Raw genomic sequence first — 20040 nt, 5'->3', positions numbered from 1 at the left:
CTAAAAAAATGGACTTGCTCACAATGAACGGAAATACGGATTAAGGAGGTCCTTATGCTGCGCCAATTTTTTTCTTATTACAAGCCCTACAAGGGCCTGTTTATCCTTGATTTTTGCTGTGCCATTTTTGCAGCATTGTTGGAATTGATATTCCCTCTTGCCGTGAACCGGGTCATCGACGATTTGCTCCCGAGCGGTAATTGGAAGTGGATTCTATATGCTTGCCTGGGTCTTCTGGGCATTTATGTCATCAGCTCTTTCTTGCATTATGTAGTTACCTATTGGGGGCATAAGCTGGGGATCAACATTGAGACGGACATGCGCAAGAAGCTGTTTGACCGCGTTCAGAAGCAATCTTTTCGTTTTTTTGACAACAACAAAACAGGGCATCTGGTTTCGCGAATGACCAATGACCTGATGGATATCGGGGAAATCGCTCACCACGGTCCAGAGGACCTGTTTATAGCCGTTATGACGCTTGCCGGAGCGCTGGGCATCATGCTCAGTATTAACTGGCAGCTGGCGGTGATGACGTTTGTCATTGTGCCATTGATGATTTATTTATCCCTGTATTTCAGCAGCAAAATGTCGGCAGCGTTCAAGCGGATGTTCTCAGATATCGCCGATTATAATGCGCGGGTGGAGAACAATGTCAGTGGCATTCGCGTGGTTCAAGCTTTCTCGAATGAGAATCATGAAATCGCACGTTTCGCTGAAAACAACAACCGCTTCCGTGTGACCAAGCTGATTGCCTATCGCATTATGGCTTGGAACTCTTCGATCAGTTTTATCCTGATGAAATTCATTTCCTTGTTCGTTCTGGTGTGCGGTACCTGGTTCGTGATCCAAGGACGGATGACCAACGGAGAATTTATTGCGTTTGTGATGCTGTCCAACGTATTCTTAGGTCCGATCAAACAGATCAATGCGGTCATTGAGATGTATCCAAAAGGAATTGCCGGCTTCAAGCGATATTTGGAGCTGCTTGAGACCGAGCCGGATGTTGCGGATTCGCCGGATGCGAAGCCGGTCCAGCATCTGCGGGGAGATATTGCATTCCACGAGGTTTCATTCGGGTATGAGAACAAGGATAAAGTGCTTCAGGATGTGAATCTGTCCATTCGAGCAGGAGAAACGGTTGCCCTTGTGGGTCCGTCTGGAGCAGGCAAAACGACGCTGTGTTCCTTGCTGCCTCGCTTCTATGATACAGAGGCGGGCCGGATTACGATTGACGGGATGGATATACGAAAAATGACGCTGCAATCCCTTCGTTCCCATATCGGCATTGTGCAGCAGGATGTGTTCCTGTTCGATGGCAGCATCCGTGAAAATATTGCCTATGGCAAACTGGGCGCTGCAGATAGCGAAATCATGCAAGCCGTCCGTCGTGCTCAGCTTGAGGATTTGGTCGCGTCGCTTCCGGAGGGGCTTGATACGTTGATAGGCGAGAGAGGCGTTAAACTGTCCGGTGGACAGAAGCAGCGTCTGTCGATTGCGCGGATGTTCTTGAAGAACCCGCCGATTCTGATCCTGGATGAAGCAACGTCCGCCCTGGATGCGGAGACCGAAGCTGCGATTCAGCAATCACTGGCCGAGCTCTCCGAGGGCCGCACAACGCTGGTGATCGCTCACAGGCTGGCAACCATCAAGAATGCAGACCGGATTGTAGTAGTGGCAGATCAGGGGATTGCAGAACAAGGCATGCATGAGGAACTGCTCGAGGCCCGTGGCCTATACAGCCGATTGCATCGTGCACAGTTTGGCGCTTAATAGAACTCATTAACCATTCTGGAGGATTCATATTATGTACAAGACGAAATTCCGAGTGCTTTTATATATGTTCGTACTATGTTCTTTATGGATTACAGCTTGTAGCGGGACAGAGAATACCACGAGCAGTGCCGGATTTGCCGGGGAAACTGCGGTCGGCGCGGAAAATCAGAAGAGCGAAGCTTCAGCACCAGCAACTAGAGTAATAGAGACGATTCATGGAGAAATAGAGATCCCGGAACCTAAGCGAATTGTGGTCGATGCTTACTTGCCTACGTTACTGCTGCTTGGTGAGAAGCCGGTAGGTGCGACCGAAAGAGATCTCGGCAACGTGCATATTCAAGATTTGATTGAAGGAATTGAGAGCACAGGAGAGAGCGCGACGGAGAAGATTCTGGAATTAAGCCCGGATTTAATCATAAGCGCTAACTCGGAACCCGAAATATACGAGCAGTTATCCAAAATTGCGCCAACGGTTATTATTCCATATGAGACCTACCGAAGCGTACATGAGGAAGTCGAGGGCTTTGGGGCCATGCTGGGCAAGGAAGAAGAAGCAACGAAATGGCTCGCCAGCTTTGATGAGAAGATCGGGGAGCTTCGGATCCGCATGAACGCTGTTATGGCAGAGGGAGAAACGGTATCGATTTTCGGTGCCTTCGGAAAAGGGTTTTATCTGTATGGTGACGGCATCTATCGTGGAGGTTTGGCGATTTACAAGGAGCTGAAATTAACCCCGCCCGAACGCATTAAAACGGAATTAATCGACACAGGGGAAACCTTTAAGGAGGTTTCTATGGAAGTCCTTAAAGATTATGCTGGCGATTACATATTCCTGGATGAGTCGAAAGGTGGTACTTTAGACAAGGATGACAAGGTATGGAGCTCCCTTGAGGCTGTCAAGCAAGATCGCGTGTTCTATTTGGACGCCAAACGATTCTGGCCGTATGACCCCATAGCTGTCCTGGCTCAAGCACAAGAAGTGACGGATATGATCGTTGCCAAAAAAGAGAAGGAAAACGCGAAATAAAAAACGTGGCGTATGAATGATTCGCGTGACGAATGAGATGAAATTTGGGATGGGTACATCTGGAGATTTAATGGCAGTAGTGCTGACGAATTCAACATTTGGTGAATGGACAAGATACCGTCTTTGACCGCGGTGAACATATAGAGTAACTTAAAAAAGGGCAAAGTCAGTGATATCTGACTTCGCCCTTTTGGCATTGGATCGCGTCCATAGCATCATCTGAATCCTAATCCTGGACTACAGAAGGGAGCAGGTCCGCTTGATTTAAGTCTAAAGTACATCTAATGGTGCATCGCCTGTCTTCAGTTTGTCGTTCAGTATGCTATCCTCAAGCACACTGAACTTGTCTCCGTATACTTTCGTAATATGCCTTTCCCCCCATGCACAGAGCATGTCCAGAATTCCGCACAGACTCATACCGTACTCACTCAGCTCATATTCCACTTTCGGTGGTACCTGGTTATGGATAATCCGATTGATCACGCCGTCATCTTCAAGCTCCCGCAGCTGCTGAGTGAGCATTTTCTGCGTGATATGAGGCATGAGCCGCTTCAATTCGTTCGTTCGTTTGCGGCCGTGGGTCAGATGACACAGGATCACGCATTTCCACTTACCTCCGATAACCTCCAAGGTTGCCTCTACTGCTATGTTGTATTTCTTTGCTTGCATATACATCCTCCTTAATTTATAGGCACCAATAAGTACCTAGGGTACTCTGTGGTACCTACCTTACTAAAAAGTACGTTCTTCACACAAAAGATGATATCAATCATAATAGCATTTGCCAGCTGGATTACACCATACAGAATATTTTCACAAAATACAAGTTATACACTTGATAGGGGGAACTATTAACATCATGCTCGTTAACAAAAAGAGAAGTTTGTTTGCACTGTTGGCCCTTGCGGTCAGTGCTTTTGCTATCGGCACTACAGAGTTTATAAGCGTGGGACTGCTTCCTCTTATTGCAGAGGATATGAATATTTCGGTGACAACCGCCGGTTTAACCGTTTCGATGTACGCGCTGGGCGTTACCTTCGGCGCACCGATTCTTACGTCACTTACATCCAGGATGCCCAGAAAAGCGCTGCTGCTCTGGATTATGATTATTTTTATCATCGGTAATAGCGTGGCTGCCAGTGCAACTTCGATTGGCATTCTACTTGCCGCCCGCGTGCTTTCGGCCTTTTCGCATGGCGTATTTATGTCCATCGGCTCGATCATTGCAGCAAGCGTCGTACCTGAGAATCGCAGAGCCTCCGCCATCTCCATTATGTTTACGGGGCTTACGGTAGCTACGGTTACGGGTGTTCCGCTTGGAACATTTATCGGTCAGCAGTTGGGCTGGAGGCTTGCTTTTGTGGCAATTATTGTAGTTGGTGTTATCGCCTTCATTGCCAACAGCATTCTAGTCCCTGCGGATTTGCCCAAGGGAGAGCGCACTACATTCCGTGATCAGGCTAAATTGTTGACAAACGGCAGACTGCTTCTTATGCTCTTGATCACTGCATTGGGTTATGGGGGTACTTTCGTTGTCTTCACTTATTTGTCTCCATTACTTCAGGATGTAACAGGGTTCAAGGAAAGCACGGTGGCGGTCATCCTGCTTGTATACGGAATTGCCATTGCAATTGGTAATGTTATCGGCGGGAAGGCAGCAAACCGAAACCCGCTTAAAGCCCTGCTCTATATGTTTATCGCTCAAGCGGTGGTGCTGTTCATTCTGCTGTTTACTGCACCATTCAAAGTCGCCGGTCTAATCACGATCATTCTCATGGGCTTTCTTGCATTTATGAATGTGCCAGGGCTTCAGGTTTATGTCGTGATGTTGGCTGAGCGGTTTGCTCCCCGGGCTGTCGATATGGCTTCCGCGATGAATATTGCCGCCTTTAATGCTGGTATTGCAATCGGTGCTTTTATGGGCGGCTTGATTACGGATTCACTTGGCATGATTCATACAGCCTGGATCGGCGCATTGATGGTGCTGGGCGCTGTTGTGCTCACCGGTTGGAGTTTGAAGCTGGAACGGAAGGATCAGCGAGGGCATCTAGACCAAGCAGCTTGATCATTTAATTGTAAGTAAGAAGGGAAGCTTTCTAACATTCTCACAAATAATCGGAGGTTTTACCAACATGACAGCAAAAAACTTGCAGGATACAACCACTTTATCTAATGGCGTTAATATGCCATGGTTTGGACTTGGTGTATTTAAAGTAGAAGAAGGACCGGAATTGGTAAATGCGGTTCGCAAGGCAATCCAGCACGGCTATCGCAGCGTGGATACGGCAGCCATATACGAAAATGAAGAAGGCGTTGGACAGGGAATACGTGAGGGTCTGGAAGCCGCGGGAATCCAGCGAGAAGATCTGTTTGTTACATCTAAAGTGTGGAATGCTGACCTGGGGTATGAATCGACACTAAAGGCTTATGAAGCAAGTATCCAGAAGCTGGGATTGGAATATTTGGACCTGTATCTCATACATTGGCCGGTTGAAGGGAAATATGTAGAAGCGTGGACAGCGCTAGAAACGCTGTACAAGCAAGGCCGGGTAAAAGCCATTGGCGTGAGCAATTTCCACATCCATCATCTGGAGCAGTTAATGAAGGAAACTGAAATCAAACCGATGGTGAACCAGGTGGAATATCACCCGCGGTTGACGCAAAAGGAGCTGCAGCAGTACTGCCAAGCGAACGGAATTCAGTTCGAGGCCTGGTCCCCCTTGATGCAGGGCCAGCTGCTGGATCAGGAGGATCTTCAAGGCATTGCCGCGAAGCATCATAAATCCATTGCCCAGATTATTCTGCGTTGGGATCTGCAGAACGGCGTGATTACCATTCCAAAATCAACCAAGGAACACCGGATTATAGAGAATGCGGCTATCTTCGATTTTAAGTTGTCTGATGAGGATATGCAGCGTATCGACAGTTTGAATCAGGACCTCAGAGTTGGTCCCGACCCGGACGATTTTGACTTTTAAGAAATCCGTTTGAGGTAACAATATAAGTGTAATAAATATTACGGCTCTCCTTCATTTCCAACTGCATTTCGGAAACAAGGAGAGTCCATTTTCTACATAGCCTAAGAAGGAGCGAGAAATGATGAATCTGGATCTACAAGGCAAAATCGCATTGGTAACAGGCTCGACGTCCGGCATTGGCAAAGCTATTGCCATGGCTCTTGCAGCTGAGGGAGCATCGGTCATTATTAATGGCAGACATGAGGATAAGGTGAAACAGACGATCCATGATATTCACTCGAAGCACCCGGATGCCGAGGTGCGTTTTGTCGTTGCGGATCTTGGCACGGAGGAGGGATGCCATCAAGTTAGGGAAGCAGCTCCGGTGCTTGATATTTTGGTTAACAATCTGGGGATCTTTGAGCCTGCTGAATTTTTTGATATTTCGGATGCGGATTGGTTCAGGTTCTTTGAGACGAATATTATGAGTGGTGTTCGGTTAACGCGGCATTATCTGAAAAACATGCTAAGTCGCAATGAAGGCCGAATCATCTTTATCGCAAGTGAAGCTGCCGTCATGCCATCGCAAGAGATGGCACATTACAGTGCAACCAAAACGATGCAGCTGTCCCTCTCCCGGAGTTTGGCCGAGCTGACAACAGGCACACGCGTAACGGTGAATACCGTCATGCCCGGATCCACCCTGACCGAAGGTGTGGAGACGATGCTGAATACTCTGTACCCTGATGAGAAGCTCACCATCGAAGAAGCCGAGCTGCGATTTATGAAGGAAAACCGGCCGACGTCCATTATTCAGCGATTGATTCGACCCGAGGAGATTGCGGATTTTGTTACCTATCTCAGCAGCCCCAAGTCCTCGGCCATCAACGGTTCAGCACTCCGAGTAGATGGGGGCTTGGTCCGTAGTGTGTTCTAGGCCAGGGCAATGGAACGATAAGCTCATGGTGAACGGTATTTTTGCCTGAAGGATTTGGGTTTGAGGCCAGTATAACGGGAAAAGCATCGTATAAAATAAGGAAACGAGCCGAACCCGGATTCTTCGGCAATATGCCCAATGGGATCATTGGTATGAATCAGCATTTGTTTGGCTTGTTCGATTCGATGCCGTGTAAGAAATTCCAGGGGAGTGCAGCCAAACGTCTTTTTCATGCATATGGAAAGGTAGTTCTGGTGAAAGTGCATGGCATCAGATAACCTCCCGTAACTCATGGGTTCGTTGTAGTGTTTCCTGAGATAGTTGGCCGTTCTCTCGGCAATGACATAATGAGGGTTCTGTCTCTTCTGAATTCCTTGTTCTTCAGCTTGAAGCAGCAGTAGAAGCTCCTGCAATACCTGCTGCTGCTTCCAACGCGCTGCGGAAGAAAGGGATTGCTCCAGCAGCTGCAATTGTTCGATGAACAGCTCGGCCTGCTCTCCCGATGATAACTGTCCGTATTTCGGTATATAGAAGGTGAAGTTCTCGATATGTACATATGGCTGCTCCGATTGCGATAAGGCAAATGGGGTTATTTCCTCTGCTTCGATCCACTGGCCGAGCGTCTGGAAATGCAGCCAATAAAAATGCGTCTCCTCTTGGCATGGCAAAAAGGTGCGATGCGCGGCATCCGGTCTCAGAATCAGGTAACAGCCTGCGGAAACGCGATACGGAGCGCCAGACTCCTCCAGATATAAAACGCCTCTTGTAACCAGAATCAGATCAAAGACACCGATATTAAACCGATTCGGATGCTGGTCTCCTTCCTGATAGGTATCTTCTCCACAAATAATATAGTGAGGCAGCGGCGGTGCCGTGAATTGGAAGAGCATATGCTTGTCTGACCTCCTGTCATACAAACTTTTTCTCCATAATAAACTCTTTTCTGATCAGAATTCAATAAGACGCATGATGTTGTAATTGGATAAAAACAGGTTGCTTCTGTGTATAGGGCACCGTCTGATGACATGATATATTTCTATCAGAGTGTACACCTACAAGACAGAAACAAGGAGCGTGGAAGTGAATGCTGCATGAGACTGCGTTTAGCAACCTCCCATTAGGAGCCATAAAGCCGGCTGGCTGGCTTAAGGATCAGCTTGAGATTCAGGCAAACGGGCTTACCGGACATTTGGAGGAACAGTGGAAGGACGTTGGGGCTGACAATGGCTGGCTGGGTGGACAGGGGGAGAGCTGGGAACGGGGACCGTATTATGTGGATGGGTTGCTTCCTTTAGCTTATTTGCTTGAAGACGAGTCGTTAATTGCCAAATCGAACCGCTGGGTCGAGTGGTCGCTTGCCAGCCAGCAGGAGAATGGCATGTTCGGTCCGGCGCGTATTACATCGGTAAATCAGGATATCGACAAGGAGCAGGACTGGTGGCATTACATGATTATGCTGAAAGTGATGATGCAGCATGAAGAAGCAACAGGGGATGAACGAATCATCCCGTTTCTCACGAAATTTTTTGCTTATGTCCATTCAGTTATTAAGGAACAGCCGCTTCGGGGCTGGGCTCAGACAAGAGGCGCGGAAATGCTGCTGTGCATTGTCTGGTTGTATAAACGCACGTCGTTATCCTTCCTGTTAGAGCTTGCCGATATCGTTGCCGGACAAACGACGGACTGGAGCGATATCTTTCATGATTTCCCATTCTGGCGAAAGGTTGAGGAGTGGGATTGGACGACCCATGTTGTCAACGTAGCCATGGGAATCAAAACGCCGGGCGTGCTGTTTGAATTAAACGGCAACGTCAAAGAGCGGGAAAGCGTGCTGCGAGGCATCGACTCGTTGATGAATTATCATGGTCAAGCGCACGGCATGTTCTCGGGAGATGAATGGTTGTCCGGTACCCATCCGAGTCAGGGCGTGGAATTGTGTGCCGTCGTGGAGTATATGTTCTCTATGGAGCAGTTGACGCGTATTTTCGGAGACGGACGCTTTGGGGACATTCTGGAGAAGGTTGCCTTTAATGCGCTGCCTGCCGCAATCTCTCCGGATTGGACATCCCATCAGTATGACCAGCAGGTCAATCAGATGGTGTGCAACGTCGCTCCGCGGCCATGGAGCAATGGTCCGGATGCCAACCTGTTCGGATTGGAGCCGAACTTCGGATGCTGCACGGCCAACATGCACCAGGGCTGGCCCAAGCTGACTTCACATCTCTGGATGAAGGATCGGGAGGAGGGGCTTGCAGCCGTATCCTACGCGCCATGCACCGTGAGAACAACGGTAGGTCAAGGGGTTGCCGTAGTTGTAGAGGTAAGGGGAGAATATCCGTTTAAGGATCGCGTCCAGATCAAGCTGTCATTGGAACGACCGGAATCGTTTCCTCTCTCCTTGCGTATCCCGGCATGGTGCGATCATCCCGTCATTACGCTGAACGGGCACAAATTGGAGTTCCAGGTTACATCCGGTTATGCAAGGCTCGTTCAGAACTGGCAGAGCGGTGACCGCCTGGACATTCACCTGCCGATGGAAGTGAGAACCTCGTCGCGGAGCATGTACGCTGCAAGCATCGAAAGGGGGCCGCTGGTTTATGTGCTGCCTGTGAAGGAGAACTGGCAGATGATCCAGCAGCGGGATATGTTTCACGATTGGGAGATATATCCTGCATCGCCATGGAAATATGGTTTGATTGCCGATACGTCATTCGAGGTGCTGGAGCAGGATATGGCTCGGCAGCCGTTCTTGGCTTCAGAGTCACCGATCAGGGTGAAGGCGCAGGGACAGTTAATCCGGGATTGGAAAATGGAAGGCAACAACGCAGGAACTCCACCGCTGCATCCGAATACGGATGGACAGCCCATTACGGAATTAGAGTTAGTTCCGTATGGAAGCGCCAGGCTTCGAATTGGCGAATTTCCTCTGATCGGGAAGCGAAAGAAATGATCTTAAGCTAAGGATGACGGGGACTGAAAAGCTAACGCAAGCTGAGCAGGGCAGGAGTATCGTAGTCAGACGGAATTTTCGTTTCTTAGAACTGCATACCAAGCTGTTCAACGTTACTGGCATGTATAGGAGCTTTCATATTTCTCTTGTTTTAGATGGAAATCTAAACGGTGAGGAGTGAAAGCTTCTTTTTGCGTTCTAGTATTATGGTATCATTGTTTTATTACAAAAAAACTGGACAAATACGCATGATGTTGTTTATATTATTGTAAGATAAAGAAATATGACGAGAAGGTGACTGTACATTGCTGGAACTGTCCATTAATGATTCTGACCGATTGGTAAAAGTGGCTCATGCACTCAGCACGCAGACCAGAATAGGCATTATTAAGCTGCTGCTGGCCAAAGCTAATCTTAATATCTTGGAAATCGCGGAACAGCTTGATATTCCCGTATCGACAGCGGCAAACAACGTCAAAGTATTGGAAGAAGCCGAATTAATCGTCACAGAGCTTCAGCCTGCGACAAGAGGGGCCATGAAGGTGTGCAGCCGAAATTTTGACGATGTACGCATGATTTTGAACCCCAAGGCCTATGACCAAAATACAAGCAAGGTTGAGGAAATCGAAATGCCCATTGGTCATTTCATTAATTTTGATATCGTTCCTACCTGTGGAATGGCCAATGCGACAGGGATGGTTTTTCAAGAGGACGATCCGGTTAATTTCTATCTTCCAGAGAGCAGAACCGCAGAGATCATATGGTTCCGTAAAGGCTGGATCGAATATCGGTTTCCCCGAAAGCTTCCAGCAGGAGCACAGATCCAGTCACTGGAATTCTCCCTCGAGATATGCTCCGAGGCGCCAAACTTCAATAATGATTGGCCATCGGAAATTACGGTGTGGATTAACGACATAGAGGTGGGGTCATGGATTTCGCCAGGAGATTTCGGCGATTACCGCGGCAAGCTTAATCCTTCATGGTGGTATGACAACAGCACACAGCACGGTCTGCTGAAAACCTGGTCTACCGATCTGAACCGAAGCATGGTGGATAAAGAGAAATGCTCGGATGTTACCCTTCGGGACCTTCATCTGGAGGAAAAGCCGTTTATTACGTTTCGGATCGGGATCAAGCCCGATGCGAAGCATCAGGGCGGTATCAATTTGTTCGGAAAAGGATTTGGCGATTACGCGCAGGGCATTGTGATGAAGCTGCAGTATGATTGATCCATATTAAACCTTAAGGTTTCAGATGTTTTGTAATACAAAACATTCTGAAACTTTTTTTATTGAATAAAACAATAATTTCGAAAGAAAGCGTTGACAAAACATTTAATAACCATATATTATTCTGTTTATAAACAAATTAATTGTAATAAAACAAACGAATGAGTATTGAAGAGTTGGGAACATGGGCAGAGAAAACTAGTTCATGGCTCCAGATGTACTCATGGAAGCGCTGTTTTGAGCAGTAGTTTGTTTATCAACAAATCAATCGAAGGGGGAAGCATCCATTATGGTTTGGAAAGGAAAGTGGGTTCAGCTTTCATTGACAATGGTGTTAAGTTTCATGCTTGTACTATCAGGTTGTGGTTCCAGCAATAATACCGCTGCACCAGAGGACCCGAAATCGGATGGTGGGACGGGAGAAACGAGTGAAAACGCAAAATCCCAGATTGAATTCATGGGATGGGGAGGCGATACCGAGAAAGCCGTATTCCAGAAGCTGATTGACTCCTATATGAAAAAGAATCCGAACAAGAAAGTGAAATATACCGTCGTTCCGCCTGCGGAATATTATCAGAAGCTGGATACATTGATTGCGGCGAACAAGACACCGGATGTTTTTTATGCCGGAGGAGCCCACTTCAATAAGCTGGTCTCCAGTGATGTTCTGTTAAATCTGGAATCCCAGCTTAACTCCAGCAGCGACGTGAACCCCGACAACGTGTGGAAGCAGGGACTCGATCGTTATCGTTACGATGGAAGCAATGTGGGTTCCGGAGATTTGTTCGGATTGCCTAAAGACGTAGGTCCGTGGGCATTTGCTTACAATAAAGCGTTGTTTGATAAAGCGGGCCTTCCATACCCTAGCGCCAAGGCTGGCGAATACACATGGGATGACATGGTCGCAGATGCAAAAGCCATCACCGTTGTGAATGAGCGCGGAAAGATCGATACGTTCGGTGTTGCGGGCTATTCCACCGAATCCGCGGTGTGGGCCAATGGAGCCGACTGGCTCGATCCCGCTACCGGCAAGATTACAATTGATACGCCTGAATTCGCAGAAGCGATGCAATTTGTAGCCGATTTGAGCCTGGTACATAAAGTCAGTCCGTCACCGGACGATGAGAAGGCCCAGAACGCCTATGCTCGCTTCGTTGCCGGTAAAGTGGCGATGTTCCCAATGGGTCCGTGGGATCAGCCTGGTTTCTGGGATCTGCCGTTTGAGTGGGATATCGCCGCATGGCCGGCAAGTCCAAATACGGGCAAAACCGCAACGTGGCTGGGCTCGCTTGGATTCGTTGTATCAAAGAAAACGGAGTATCCTGAAGATTCATTTGCCCTGGCAGCGTACTTAAGCCTGGATCCGGAATCGCAAAAAGAAAATTACATGCTGGGTCAGGCGGTTCCGAATTTGATGGATATGGCAAAGGGCGAATTCCTGGACTTGGAGAAGGCCCCGCAGACTCGTCAGGTATTCCTCGATATCATTGAAGATTATGGACGTCCGCCAGTTGAAGTTACCTCCAAAAACACCAAATGGCTGGATACGTTCTGGCAGGATGCCAGTCAAGTGTGGACAGGCAAGAAATCCGCAGCTGAATTTGTCAAAGAGGAGCAGCCGAAGCTGCAGAAGCTTTACGACGAAAGCAATAAGTAGGCAGGGCAGCACATGCTGCGGTGGAGAGGCGAAGACGACGGGGGAACCCGGCTTGCAGCGTCTTTGCTTTTTCCCGCTGCAGCCAGGGAGGAAAAATTGATGAAGAATACAACCCCGGGATATCGGCGCAAAGAAATCATATGGTCACTGCTGTTTGTCACACCGCCGATATTGGGTTTCTTGATATTCGGCTTGGCACCGCTTCTGACATCGTTTGGATTAAGCTTCATGTCATGGGATATGTTCACGCCCGCCGAGTTCACGGGTACGGACAATTTTCAGTACATGTTTGCGGACGAGAAATTCTACAAGTCGCTTTATAACACGTTCTATCTGCTGCTCGGTATTCCGCTCGGCATGATCATAGCTCTGATCCTGGCGATCATGATGAATCGGCCGCTAAAGGGTATTTCATTCTTTCGTACCATTTATTACATTCCGGTGATATCCCCTATTATTGCCGTTTCATTACTCTGGCAGTGGCTTCTTAATTACGATTACGGCATTATCAATGAGTTTATCTGGAATGTATTCGGGGTGCAGGGTCCGAACTGGCTCGGAGACCCGAACTGGGTAAAACCGTCATTCATCCTGATGGGTTTATGGGGCGGCGTTGGCGGCACTATGGTGCTGTATCTTGCAGGATTGCAAGGGATACCCTCAAGTTATTATGAAGCGGCTCAGGTTGATGGGGCTTCACGCTGGCACCAATTCAAGCATATTACGCTTCCGCTGCTGTCGCCGATTCACTTCTATGTCGTTGTGATGGGCATCATAGGCACCTTCCAATCCTTCAGCCAGATGTACATTCTGGCAGCAGATGGAGGGCCTGAATACAGCGGAGCGACCATCGTGTATTACATCTTCCAGGAAGCCTTTAAATATTTCAATATGGGTTACGCAAGCGCGGTGGCATGGGTGCTGGGTATTCTCATTTTTATCATCACGCTGTTCCAGTTCCGCTTCTCCAAGCGGTGGGTTTACCAAGAATAGACGCATGCCATTTATATAGGAGGAATTAGATATTATGGTTAAACAACGCCGTTTGATCCATTCGATGATCTATATCCTGCTGCTTGCGGGGTCTTTCATCATGCTTGGACCGCTAGTCTGGACGTTGTCAACGTCATTGAAGAGCCAGCAGCATGTTTTTGATATACCGCCGCAGTGGATTCCCGATCCGCTGACATGGCTGAATTACAAGGATGTCTGGGCCAAAGCCCCGCTCCTGTATGGTTTTATGAACAGTGCCATCGTGGTGGTGACGGTACTGACAATAGGTCTGTTTGTGGCAGCCATGGCGGCTTATGCCTTTTCCAAGTTTGATTTTCCCTTCAAAGAAGGGATCTTCATGGCCCTGCTTGGCACGATGATGATTCCATATTCCGTGGTCATGATCCCCCAATATATCGGTTTCTCTGAGCTTGGGTGGGTGGATACGCTGCTTCCGCTCATCGTGCCTGGTCTCTTCGGGAATATTGTGACGATCTTCTTCTTTCGTCAATTTATGCAAGGCTCTATTCCGACGGACCTCATCGATGCGGCGAAAATAGATGGCTGCGGATATTTCCGGACATTTACGACCGTCGCGCTTCCCATCGTGAAACCGGCGATTGCTGCACAGGCCGCCCTTGGATTTATGGGGATATGGAACGATTTTATGGGCCCCTTGATTTATCTGCACACACCGGAAAGGCAGACTATTCAGGTGTTAATCGCAAGTATGCAGTCCAATTACATCTCGACCTCCAATTATCCGTCGCTCATGGCTGCCTCCATCGTGGCATTGCTGCCAGTCGTTATTGTATTCTTCATGGCTCAGCGCTACTTCATTGAATCCTTGGCCATTACGGGCATTAAGGGATAACCGATGACACGATTTCGGAAACCGTGGAGGCTGTTAGGGATTTCGTTGGCATCGGTTGCGGCTGTGGCCGTTACGCTTGCAGTTATACAGGATGCGACCAAGGGTAAGCAGGCATACGGAGGGGAGATAACAATGGAACATACCTATCTGAACCCGATGAAGCTGGATCAGGAATGGGAGGATTATGGAATAGGTGACCCTTATGTACTGCGTTTCAATGGAAGATATTATCTATATTGCAGTACAAAGGACTGGCGTGTCGGCATTAAGGCATGGAGCTCCGAGGATCTTGTGAGCTGGCAATACGAAGGACTTGTTACAGAAGAGCCGCTTACCGAGGGAGCTTATGCACCGGAGGTAGTCTACTGGAACGGATCATTCTACATGTACACCTCGCCTGGTGGCAAGGGACATTATGTTCTGCGAAGCGACAATCCGACGGGTCCATTCCAAATAGAAACCGATAATTTGGGACTGAGCATCGATGGCTCGGTGTTCATAGACGATGATGCCAAGTGGTATTTCACTTATGCCGCATCAGGCGGCATCATGGCAAGCACCATGAAGGACCCGTATTCCATCGACGTTGGCTCTAAACTGAATACGTCTTTAGGCCACTGGACGGAAGGCTCCATGATCATCAAGCGTCAAGACCGGTATTACATGACGTATACAGGCAATCATGTGTTCAGCCGCGGATACCGCGTCAATTATGCGGTTGCCCATGATTCGCCTAACGGAATCTACTCAATTCCGGAGAATAACCCCATCATCATCTCGACTAACGATGAGTTTAACGGGCTGGGGCACAGCGCAACCGTATTAGGACCTGACATGGATTCCTACTACATTGTGTACCACAATCTTGCGGGGCGTTCGGCGGAAGGCCCGCCGGTACGGATGTTAAACATGGACCGATTGATTTTTAATGGAGACAAAATGTCGGTTGCAGGACCTACGCATGGGATACCGGTGCAAGCACCAGCACTTCCGGTCTTTCATGATGTGCTCGGAGGACCGGAGCCGCAAGGCGAGCACTGGGAACATCAGAAGCTTGTAAATGGATCAGCAGCATGGATCAGCAGCCTAAGCACGGACAACAGGTTTACGGCCGAGTTCAATGCTGTGCTCACGGATGAGAACGTCCCTGCCGGTTCGGAAGATGCGGATTTCGAGGCTTTGTTTTCCTATGAGGATGGAGATCATTACCGAGGCATCCGCGTGGATGGCAAGGATATGTCCATGTCAATGTTTGAAAGAGCTGGGGGACAAGAAGTTATAACTCAATCCGTCAGTCTCCCTAACGGAATGGATATGACCAAGCATCACGCGCTGCGCATCGAATCAGGGGACCATGGAACCCGAGTTTATTGGGATGGGATCCTTCTGTTGAGCGATAAGGAAATGAAGGGTACGGCAGGACGGATCGGATATAGCTGGTCACCCGCGCTGAAGCCGGAACTGCGATATACCGCCTTTTCAAACGAAGCGAACGGCAGCAGCGACCAAGATGTGCTGAAGCAGGTGCCTGGTACGATGGAGGCCATACATGGTGTCCAAGATTCAGTTGAGCGTAACGAATACGCAATCAGTGACAAGGAAACACCGGACGGAAGTTATGCGGTAACCGTGCTTCAAGATCACAAGGGACTAACGTTTCCGGTATATGTAAAAGAAGACGGCAGTTATCTGTTATCTGCGATGGTATCGAACGCTTCGGCCGGTGCAAGGCTTGTCCTAGATGCCGGGGGAGAACGAAAGGAAATCCTGCTGGATCCTTCATGGTTCTCCGAAGATTCCGAATGGACGAAGATTCCCCTGGGGTCGGTTCAACTGCGTAAGGGGCCTCAATGGCTATCGTTAACGAGGAAAAAGGGAGATGTCTCGATACGTTATATCGAGTCCAGCTTAATTTCCCCAGTAGCGCCACGTCATGACGTCGAATTCACCGACGTATACGGCAGCTGGAACCTTGCAAACGGTCAGGCCGAGCTTCTGTCGGAAGGCCAAGAGGGCAAGTTGTTCGGCGGGGACCCGCGATGGAGCAATTACGAAGTGAGCTTTCAGTTAACCGCAACTGAAGAAGCGTCAGGGGAGGCGTCCGTGCTGTTAAGAACATCCAACGAATCGGATTTTCCGGACCAGGTCAGGGACTCCTTCATGGGTTATGAGCTGTCTTTTCGTAATGGAAGGGTGATCTTAAAGCGGATCAGCTATGAAGTGAATGAGGAGATGGCTTCGGGCTTCCTTGAGCTGGAGGAACATCAGCCAGCAGAGATTAAAGTAAGACTTGAAGGAGCCGCAATACATGTGTACGCCAACGGCGGTGAAGATCCGATTGTGAGCTGGCTGGACCCCAACGCCTTCCTGAACGGCCGTGTCGGTCTACGTACCTCCTCGAAGGGATGGACCTTCTCGCCGCTAACGGTTGAACCGATCGAAATGCAGTAACTGCATACCAACAACATAAACATAGCACAAGCCAACGTGCGACAAAGGAGCAGGAGACAACATGACAACAAAAATGTATAGCAAAGATTATCCGCGACCTCAATTCGTGAGAGAACATTGGGTTAATCTGAACGGGGAGTGGAGTTTCGGGTTTGACGATGACAATACAGGTGAGCGTGATCGGTGGCAGGATGATTTTGGTCGGTGAATTGAAGATCACGGTGCCCTTTACTTATGAGACGAAGGCCAGCGGGATCGGCAGAGAGGAGCACCATCCATTCATATGGTATAACCGAACGCTTGATATCCCTCAGGAGGATGAGGGCAAGCGAGTTCTCCTGCATTTTCAAGGAGTAGATTACTTGGCGAAAATCTGGATTAACGGTACCTACGTTGGCAGTCATCAAGGGGGATACTCGGCATTTTCATTTGATATTACCCCGTACATATCCTTTGGTGCTGCCAATCAATTAACGGTGAAAGCGGAGGACAGCATGGATGCAACCCAGCCACGAGGCAAGCAGAGGTGGGTTGAGCATAATTTCGAGTGTTTTTACGTCCAGACAACCGGGATTTGGCAGTCGGTCTGGCTGGAAGTTGTAGAACCGGTCCATGTCGATTCTGTCAAAATAACACCGAATATGGATACGCGCTCCGTGCGTTTCGAATACCAGGTGAAGGGTGATTTCACGACGAAGGAGACCAGACTGGAGACGATTATCAGCTTGAAAGGGAAGCAAGTTAAGAAAGTGAGTTTGACGATTGATCGTCCGTGGCTCCAATTGGACGTCGATCTGGTTCACGAGGCCAACGGTCCGTGGAAGCACTGCCTGTGGTCTCCGGCTCATCCGAATTTATACGATGTTGAATTTATACTGCATCAAGGGGAGGAGAAGCTCGACCACGTCTATTCCTATTTCGGCATGAGGAAGATATCGATTGAGAAGGGCAGAGTCCTGCTTAATAACGTTCCGATCTATCAAAGACTCGTGCTGGACCAAGGTTATTGGTCTGACAGTCATCTCACTCCGCCATCCGAGGAAGCCATCATTGAGGATATCGATGCAATTCTGGAAATGGGGTATAACGGTGTCCGCAAACATATGAAAGTAGAGGATGCCCGGTTCTTGTACTGGTGTGATGTAAAGGGGCTGCTTGTCTGGTCGGAGATGGCGGCTGCCTTTGAATTCAATGACAATGCCATCCAGAAATTCACCAACGAATGGATGGAAATCGTCCGTCAGCAATATAACCACCCCAGCATTATTACCTGGGTTCCGTTTAATGAATCGTGGGGAATCGCGCAAATTGCCAAGGACCGCAGGCAGCAGAAATTTACCGAATCCATTTATCATTTGACGAAGTCATTCGATCCGAACCGTCCGGTGATCACGAATGACGGCTGGGAGCACACCGTGTCCGATATTTTGACACTTCACGATTATATTGAGTCCGGGGAACAATTCAAGAAGCGTTATGCGGATAAAGATGTGATCGTGAATAACGAACGATCGTTCAACCAGTGGAAGTATGCTTACGCAGAGGGATACCATTACGGAGGACAGCCCATTATCGTTAGCGAATTCGGGGGCATTGCCTTTCAATCGGAATCCGGCTGGGGTTATGGCAAGCAGGAGTCATCAGAGGAGGAATTCCTCTCGAGGTTCCGCAGCATTCACCAAGCGATCAAGGATACGGAATATATTGTAGGATATTGTTACACACAGCTAACGGACGTGCAGCAAGAGATGAACGGTTTATTGACAGAGGAGCGCAAACCGAAGTTTCCGCTGGATATCATTCGCGAGATCAATCTTTCTTAAGTTTGGAAGGAGGAAAACAAATTGACTCAACAAACGTTCAGGAACCCGATACTCCCTAATGGTGCCGACCCTTGGATCATCAAACATACGGATGGATATTATTATTTGACGGTGACGTTAGGTGACCGGATCGCCCTTTGGCGGAGCCATACCATGACCGGGTTAGCTGCGGCAAACCCGACAACGATATGGACCCCCGAACAGGACGGGCCGTATTCCTATCATTTATGGGCACCGGAGCTTCACTACATTGAGGATCGATGGTACATCTATTACACGGCCAACGATGGGGGCGGCGATGATACACGAAGAATATGCGTTCTGGAGCTCATAGGCGACGATCCGGTGAACGATGAGTGGATATTTCGAGGTGTGATAAACACGGAGCATCCGGGATTGGATGGAACCGTGCTCCAGCACAAGGGAGAGCTGTATTTTTTCTATTCCGGATACGGTTTTTTCCCGGACTACGGTTCGGCCATTTATGCGGTCCGCATGGTTAATCCCTGGACCTTAACGGGGCCGAATGTGCTTCTATCGGCGCCTACGGAAGCATGGGAGAAGCAAGGCGGGATGGCGATTAACGAAGGACCGGTGTTCTTGAAGCGGAATGGGCGCTTGTTCCTCGTATTCTCGGCAAGCGCGACCTGGTCCGATGATTATAGTCTTGGGATGATTACGATTTCGGAGACGAATGATGTGCTTGATGCTTCAGCCTGGACCAAGCATGCAGGGCCAGTGTTTGCGAAGAATCCCGCTCAGGGCGTGTACGCCCCCGGACATAACAGCTTCACCGTCTCACCGGACGGTTCGGAAGATTGGATCGTCTACCATGCGTATTCTTACTCGGAAGCCGAGCAGCAGCGTTCGGCTGGCGGTCCACGCAGTACGCGGATTCAACGCTTCGGCTGGAAAGAGGATGGCTTGCCCGATTTTGGGCTTCCAATATCTGAGCATAGCTTGCTTCCCCTGCCTTCCGGAGAGTAAAACAGCTAAACATGATCCCGGCCAGGCATTGGAGCCTGGCCGGGGTTTTAAAATCTCATGTGTTCATTTAAGTATGTTGAGGAGAGGATGATCTATCGTGAAGGAGCTTCCTTTATACCAGCAAATACAATATAAAATCAGAGAACAGATCCAGCAGGGCAATCTGCGTCCGGGCGACCGCATCCCGTCCGAGAAAGAACTAGGCCATGCGGTTTCATGTCAGTGTCATCACGACCAGGAATGCGCTCGCTGGTCTGGCCGAGGATGGCGTAGTTACCCGCATAAAGGGAAAAGGGACCTTCGTGGCAGGCGTATCTCCGCTTTGGGATTTCTCGCTTGATGGATGACCTTACCCTTAAGCCTTAAGGATTTACCTTAACAT

The 20040-nt window shown here is 48.9% G+C and carries 15 protein-coding genes and 2 pseudogenes; 15 read left to right on the top strand and 2 right to left on the bottom strand.

Features of this window, described 5'->3' with window-relative positions:
* The first annotated feature begins 54 nt into the window (after window positions 1-54).
* Window positions 55-1770, top strand: coding sequence for an ABC transporter ATP-binding protein (locus PVOR_RS18280; RefSeq protein WP_006210919.1), 1716 nt, complete (start codon window positions 55-57; stop codon window positions 1768-1770).
* A gap of 34 nt (window positions 1771-1804) precedes the next feature.
* A complete protein-coding gene (locus PVOR_RS18275) occupies window positions 1805-2800 on the top strand; it encodes an ABC transporter substrate-binding protein (protein WP_006210918.1) in 996 nt (331 codons plus the stop codon).
* Window positions 2801-3070: 270 nt separating this feature from the next.
* Here the strand turns inward: PVOR_RS18275 and PVOR_RS18270 are convergent, their stop codons facing one another.
* Window positions 3071-3469, bottom strand: coding sequence for a winged helix-turn-helix transcriptional regulator (locus tag PVOR_RS18270; protein WP_006210917.1), 399 nt, complete (start codon window positions 3467-3469; stop codon window positions 3071-3073).
* A 190-nt stretch (window positions 3470-3659) separates the two neighbouring features.
* Here PVOR_RS18270 and PVOR_RS18265 point away from each other — a divergent pair, with 190 nt between their 5' ends.
* The 3 genes from PVOR_RS18265 to PVOR_RS18255 all read left to right on the top strand — a co-directional run bounded on the left by PVOR_RS18265 (window position 3660) and on the right by PVOR_RS18255 (window position 6694).
* The gene (locus PVOR_RS18265; protein ID WP_006210916.1) at window positions 3660-4865 is read left to right on the top strand and encodes an MFS transporter; all 1206 of its coding nucleotides are present in this window, start codon (window positions 3660-3662) and stop codon (window positions 4863-4865) included.
* Window positions 4866-4932: 67 nt separating this feature from the next.
* Window positions 4933-5778, top strand: a complete 846-nt coding sequence (locus PVOR_RS18260; protein ID WP_006210915.1) for an aldo/keto reductase — start codon at window positions 4933-4935, stop codon at window positions 5776-5778.
* 121 nt (window positions 5779-5899) lie between these two features.
* Entirely contained in the window at window positions 5900-6694 is a 795-nt protein-coding gene (locus PVOR_RS18255; RefSeq protein WP_006210914.1) for an SDR family NAD(P)-dependent oxidoreductase, read from the top strand.
* Window positions 6695-6717: 23 nt separating this feature from the next.
* Here the strand turns inward: PVOR_RS18255 and PVOR_RS18250 are convergent, their stop codons facing one another.
* Window positions 6718-7584, bottom strand: a complete 867-nt coding sequence (locus PVOR_RS18250) for a helix-turn-helix transcriptional regulator (RefSeq protein WP_006210913.1) — start codon at window positions 7582-7584, stop codon at window positions 6718-6720.
* 194 nt (window positions 7585-7778) lie between these two features.
* On the opposite strand from PVOR_RS18250, the gene PVOR_RS18245 reads away from it, so the two are divergent.
* The 10 genes and pseudogenes from PVOR_RS18245 (at window position 7779) to PVOR_RS32600 (ending at window position 20005) form a co-directional block, all read left to right on the top strand.
* On the top strand, window positions 7779-9644 hold the full coding sequence (locus PVOR_RS18245) for a beta-L-arabinofuranosidase domain-containing protein (protein WP_006210912.1): 1866 nt from the start codon (window positions 7779-7781) through the stop codon (window positions 9642-9644).
* Between the two features lie 305 nt (window positions 9645-9949).
* The gene (locus PVOR_RS18240; RefSeq protein ID WP_006210911.1) at window positions 9950-10873 is read left to right on the top strand and encodes an ArsR/SmtB family transcription factor; all 924 of its coding nucleotides are present in this window, start codon (window positions 9950-9952) and stop codon (window positions 10871-10873) included.
* A 289-nt stretch (window positions 10874-11162) separates the two neighbouring features.
* Window positions 11163-12530 carry an ABC transporter substrate-binding protein gene (locus PVOR_RS18235; RefSeq protein ID WP_006210910.1) on the top strand — a complete coding sequence of 456 codons (1368 nt, stop codon included), beginning with the start codon at window positions 11163-11165 and terminating at the stop codon, window positions 12528-12530.
* A gap of 99 nt (window positions 12531-12629) precedes the next feature.
* Window positions 12630-13523 (top strand): carbohydrate ABC transporter permease, encoded by an 894-nt coding sequence (locus tag PVOR_RS18230; RefSeq protein WP_040680772.1) that lies wholly within the window; start codon window positions 12630-12632, stop codon window positions 13521-13523.
* Between the two features lie 34 nt (window positions 13524-13557).
* Window positions 13558-14397, top strand: a complete 840-nt coding sequence (locus tag PVOR_RS18225; protein WP_006210908.1) for a carbohydrate ABC transporter permease — start codon at window positions 13558-13560, stop codon at window positions 14395-14397.
* 3 nt (window positions 14398-14400) lie between these two features.
* Window positions 14401-16848 (top strand): family 43 glycosylhydrolase, encoded by a 2448-nt coding sequence (locus PVOR_RS18220; protein ID WP_052649299.1) that lies wholly within the window; start codon window positions 14401-14403, stop codon window positions 16846-16848.
* A gap of 61 nt (window positions 16849-16909) precedes the next feature.
* Window positions 16910-18671: pseudogene (locus PVOR_RS18215) on the top strand (glycoside hydrolase family 2 protein).
* A 21-nt stretch (window positions 18672-18692) separates the two neighbouring features.
* Entirely contained in the window at window positions 18693-19658 is a 966-nt protein-coding gene (locus PVOR_RS18210) for a glycoside hydrolase family 43 protein (RefSeq protein WP_006210905.1), read from the top strand.
* Between the two features lie 97 nt (window positions 19659-19755).
* A pseudogene (locus tag PVOR_RS32605) lies at window positions 19756-19821 on the top strand (hypothetical protein); the annotation flags it as partial.
* 43 nt (window positions 19822-19864) lie between these two features.
* Window positions 19865-20005 (top strand): GntR family transcriptional regulator, encoded by a 141-nt coding sequence (locus PVOR_RS32600; RefSeq protein WP_006210904.1) that lies wholly within the window; start codon window positions 19865-19867, stop codon window positions 20003-20005.
* The last annotated feature ends 35 nt before the right edge of the window (window positions 20006-20040 follow it).

Origin of the sequence: Paenibacillus vortex V453 (assembly GCF_000193415.1) — a bacterium.
GTDB classification, from domain to species: domain Bacteria; phylum Bacillota; class Bacilli; order Paenibacillales; family Paenibacillaceae; genus Paenibacillus_AQ; species Paenibacillus_AQ glucanolyticus.
The sequence above is the reverse complement of the archived record's forward strand: the minus strand, read 5'-3'. Positions and strand labels throughout refer to the sequence as shown.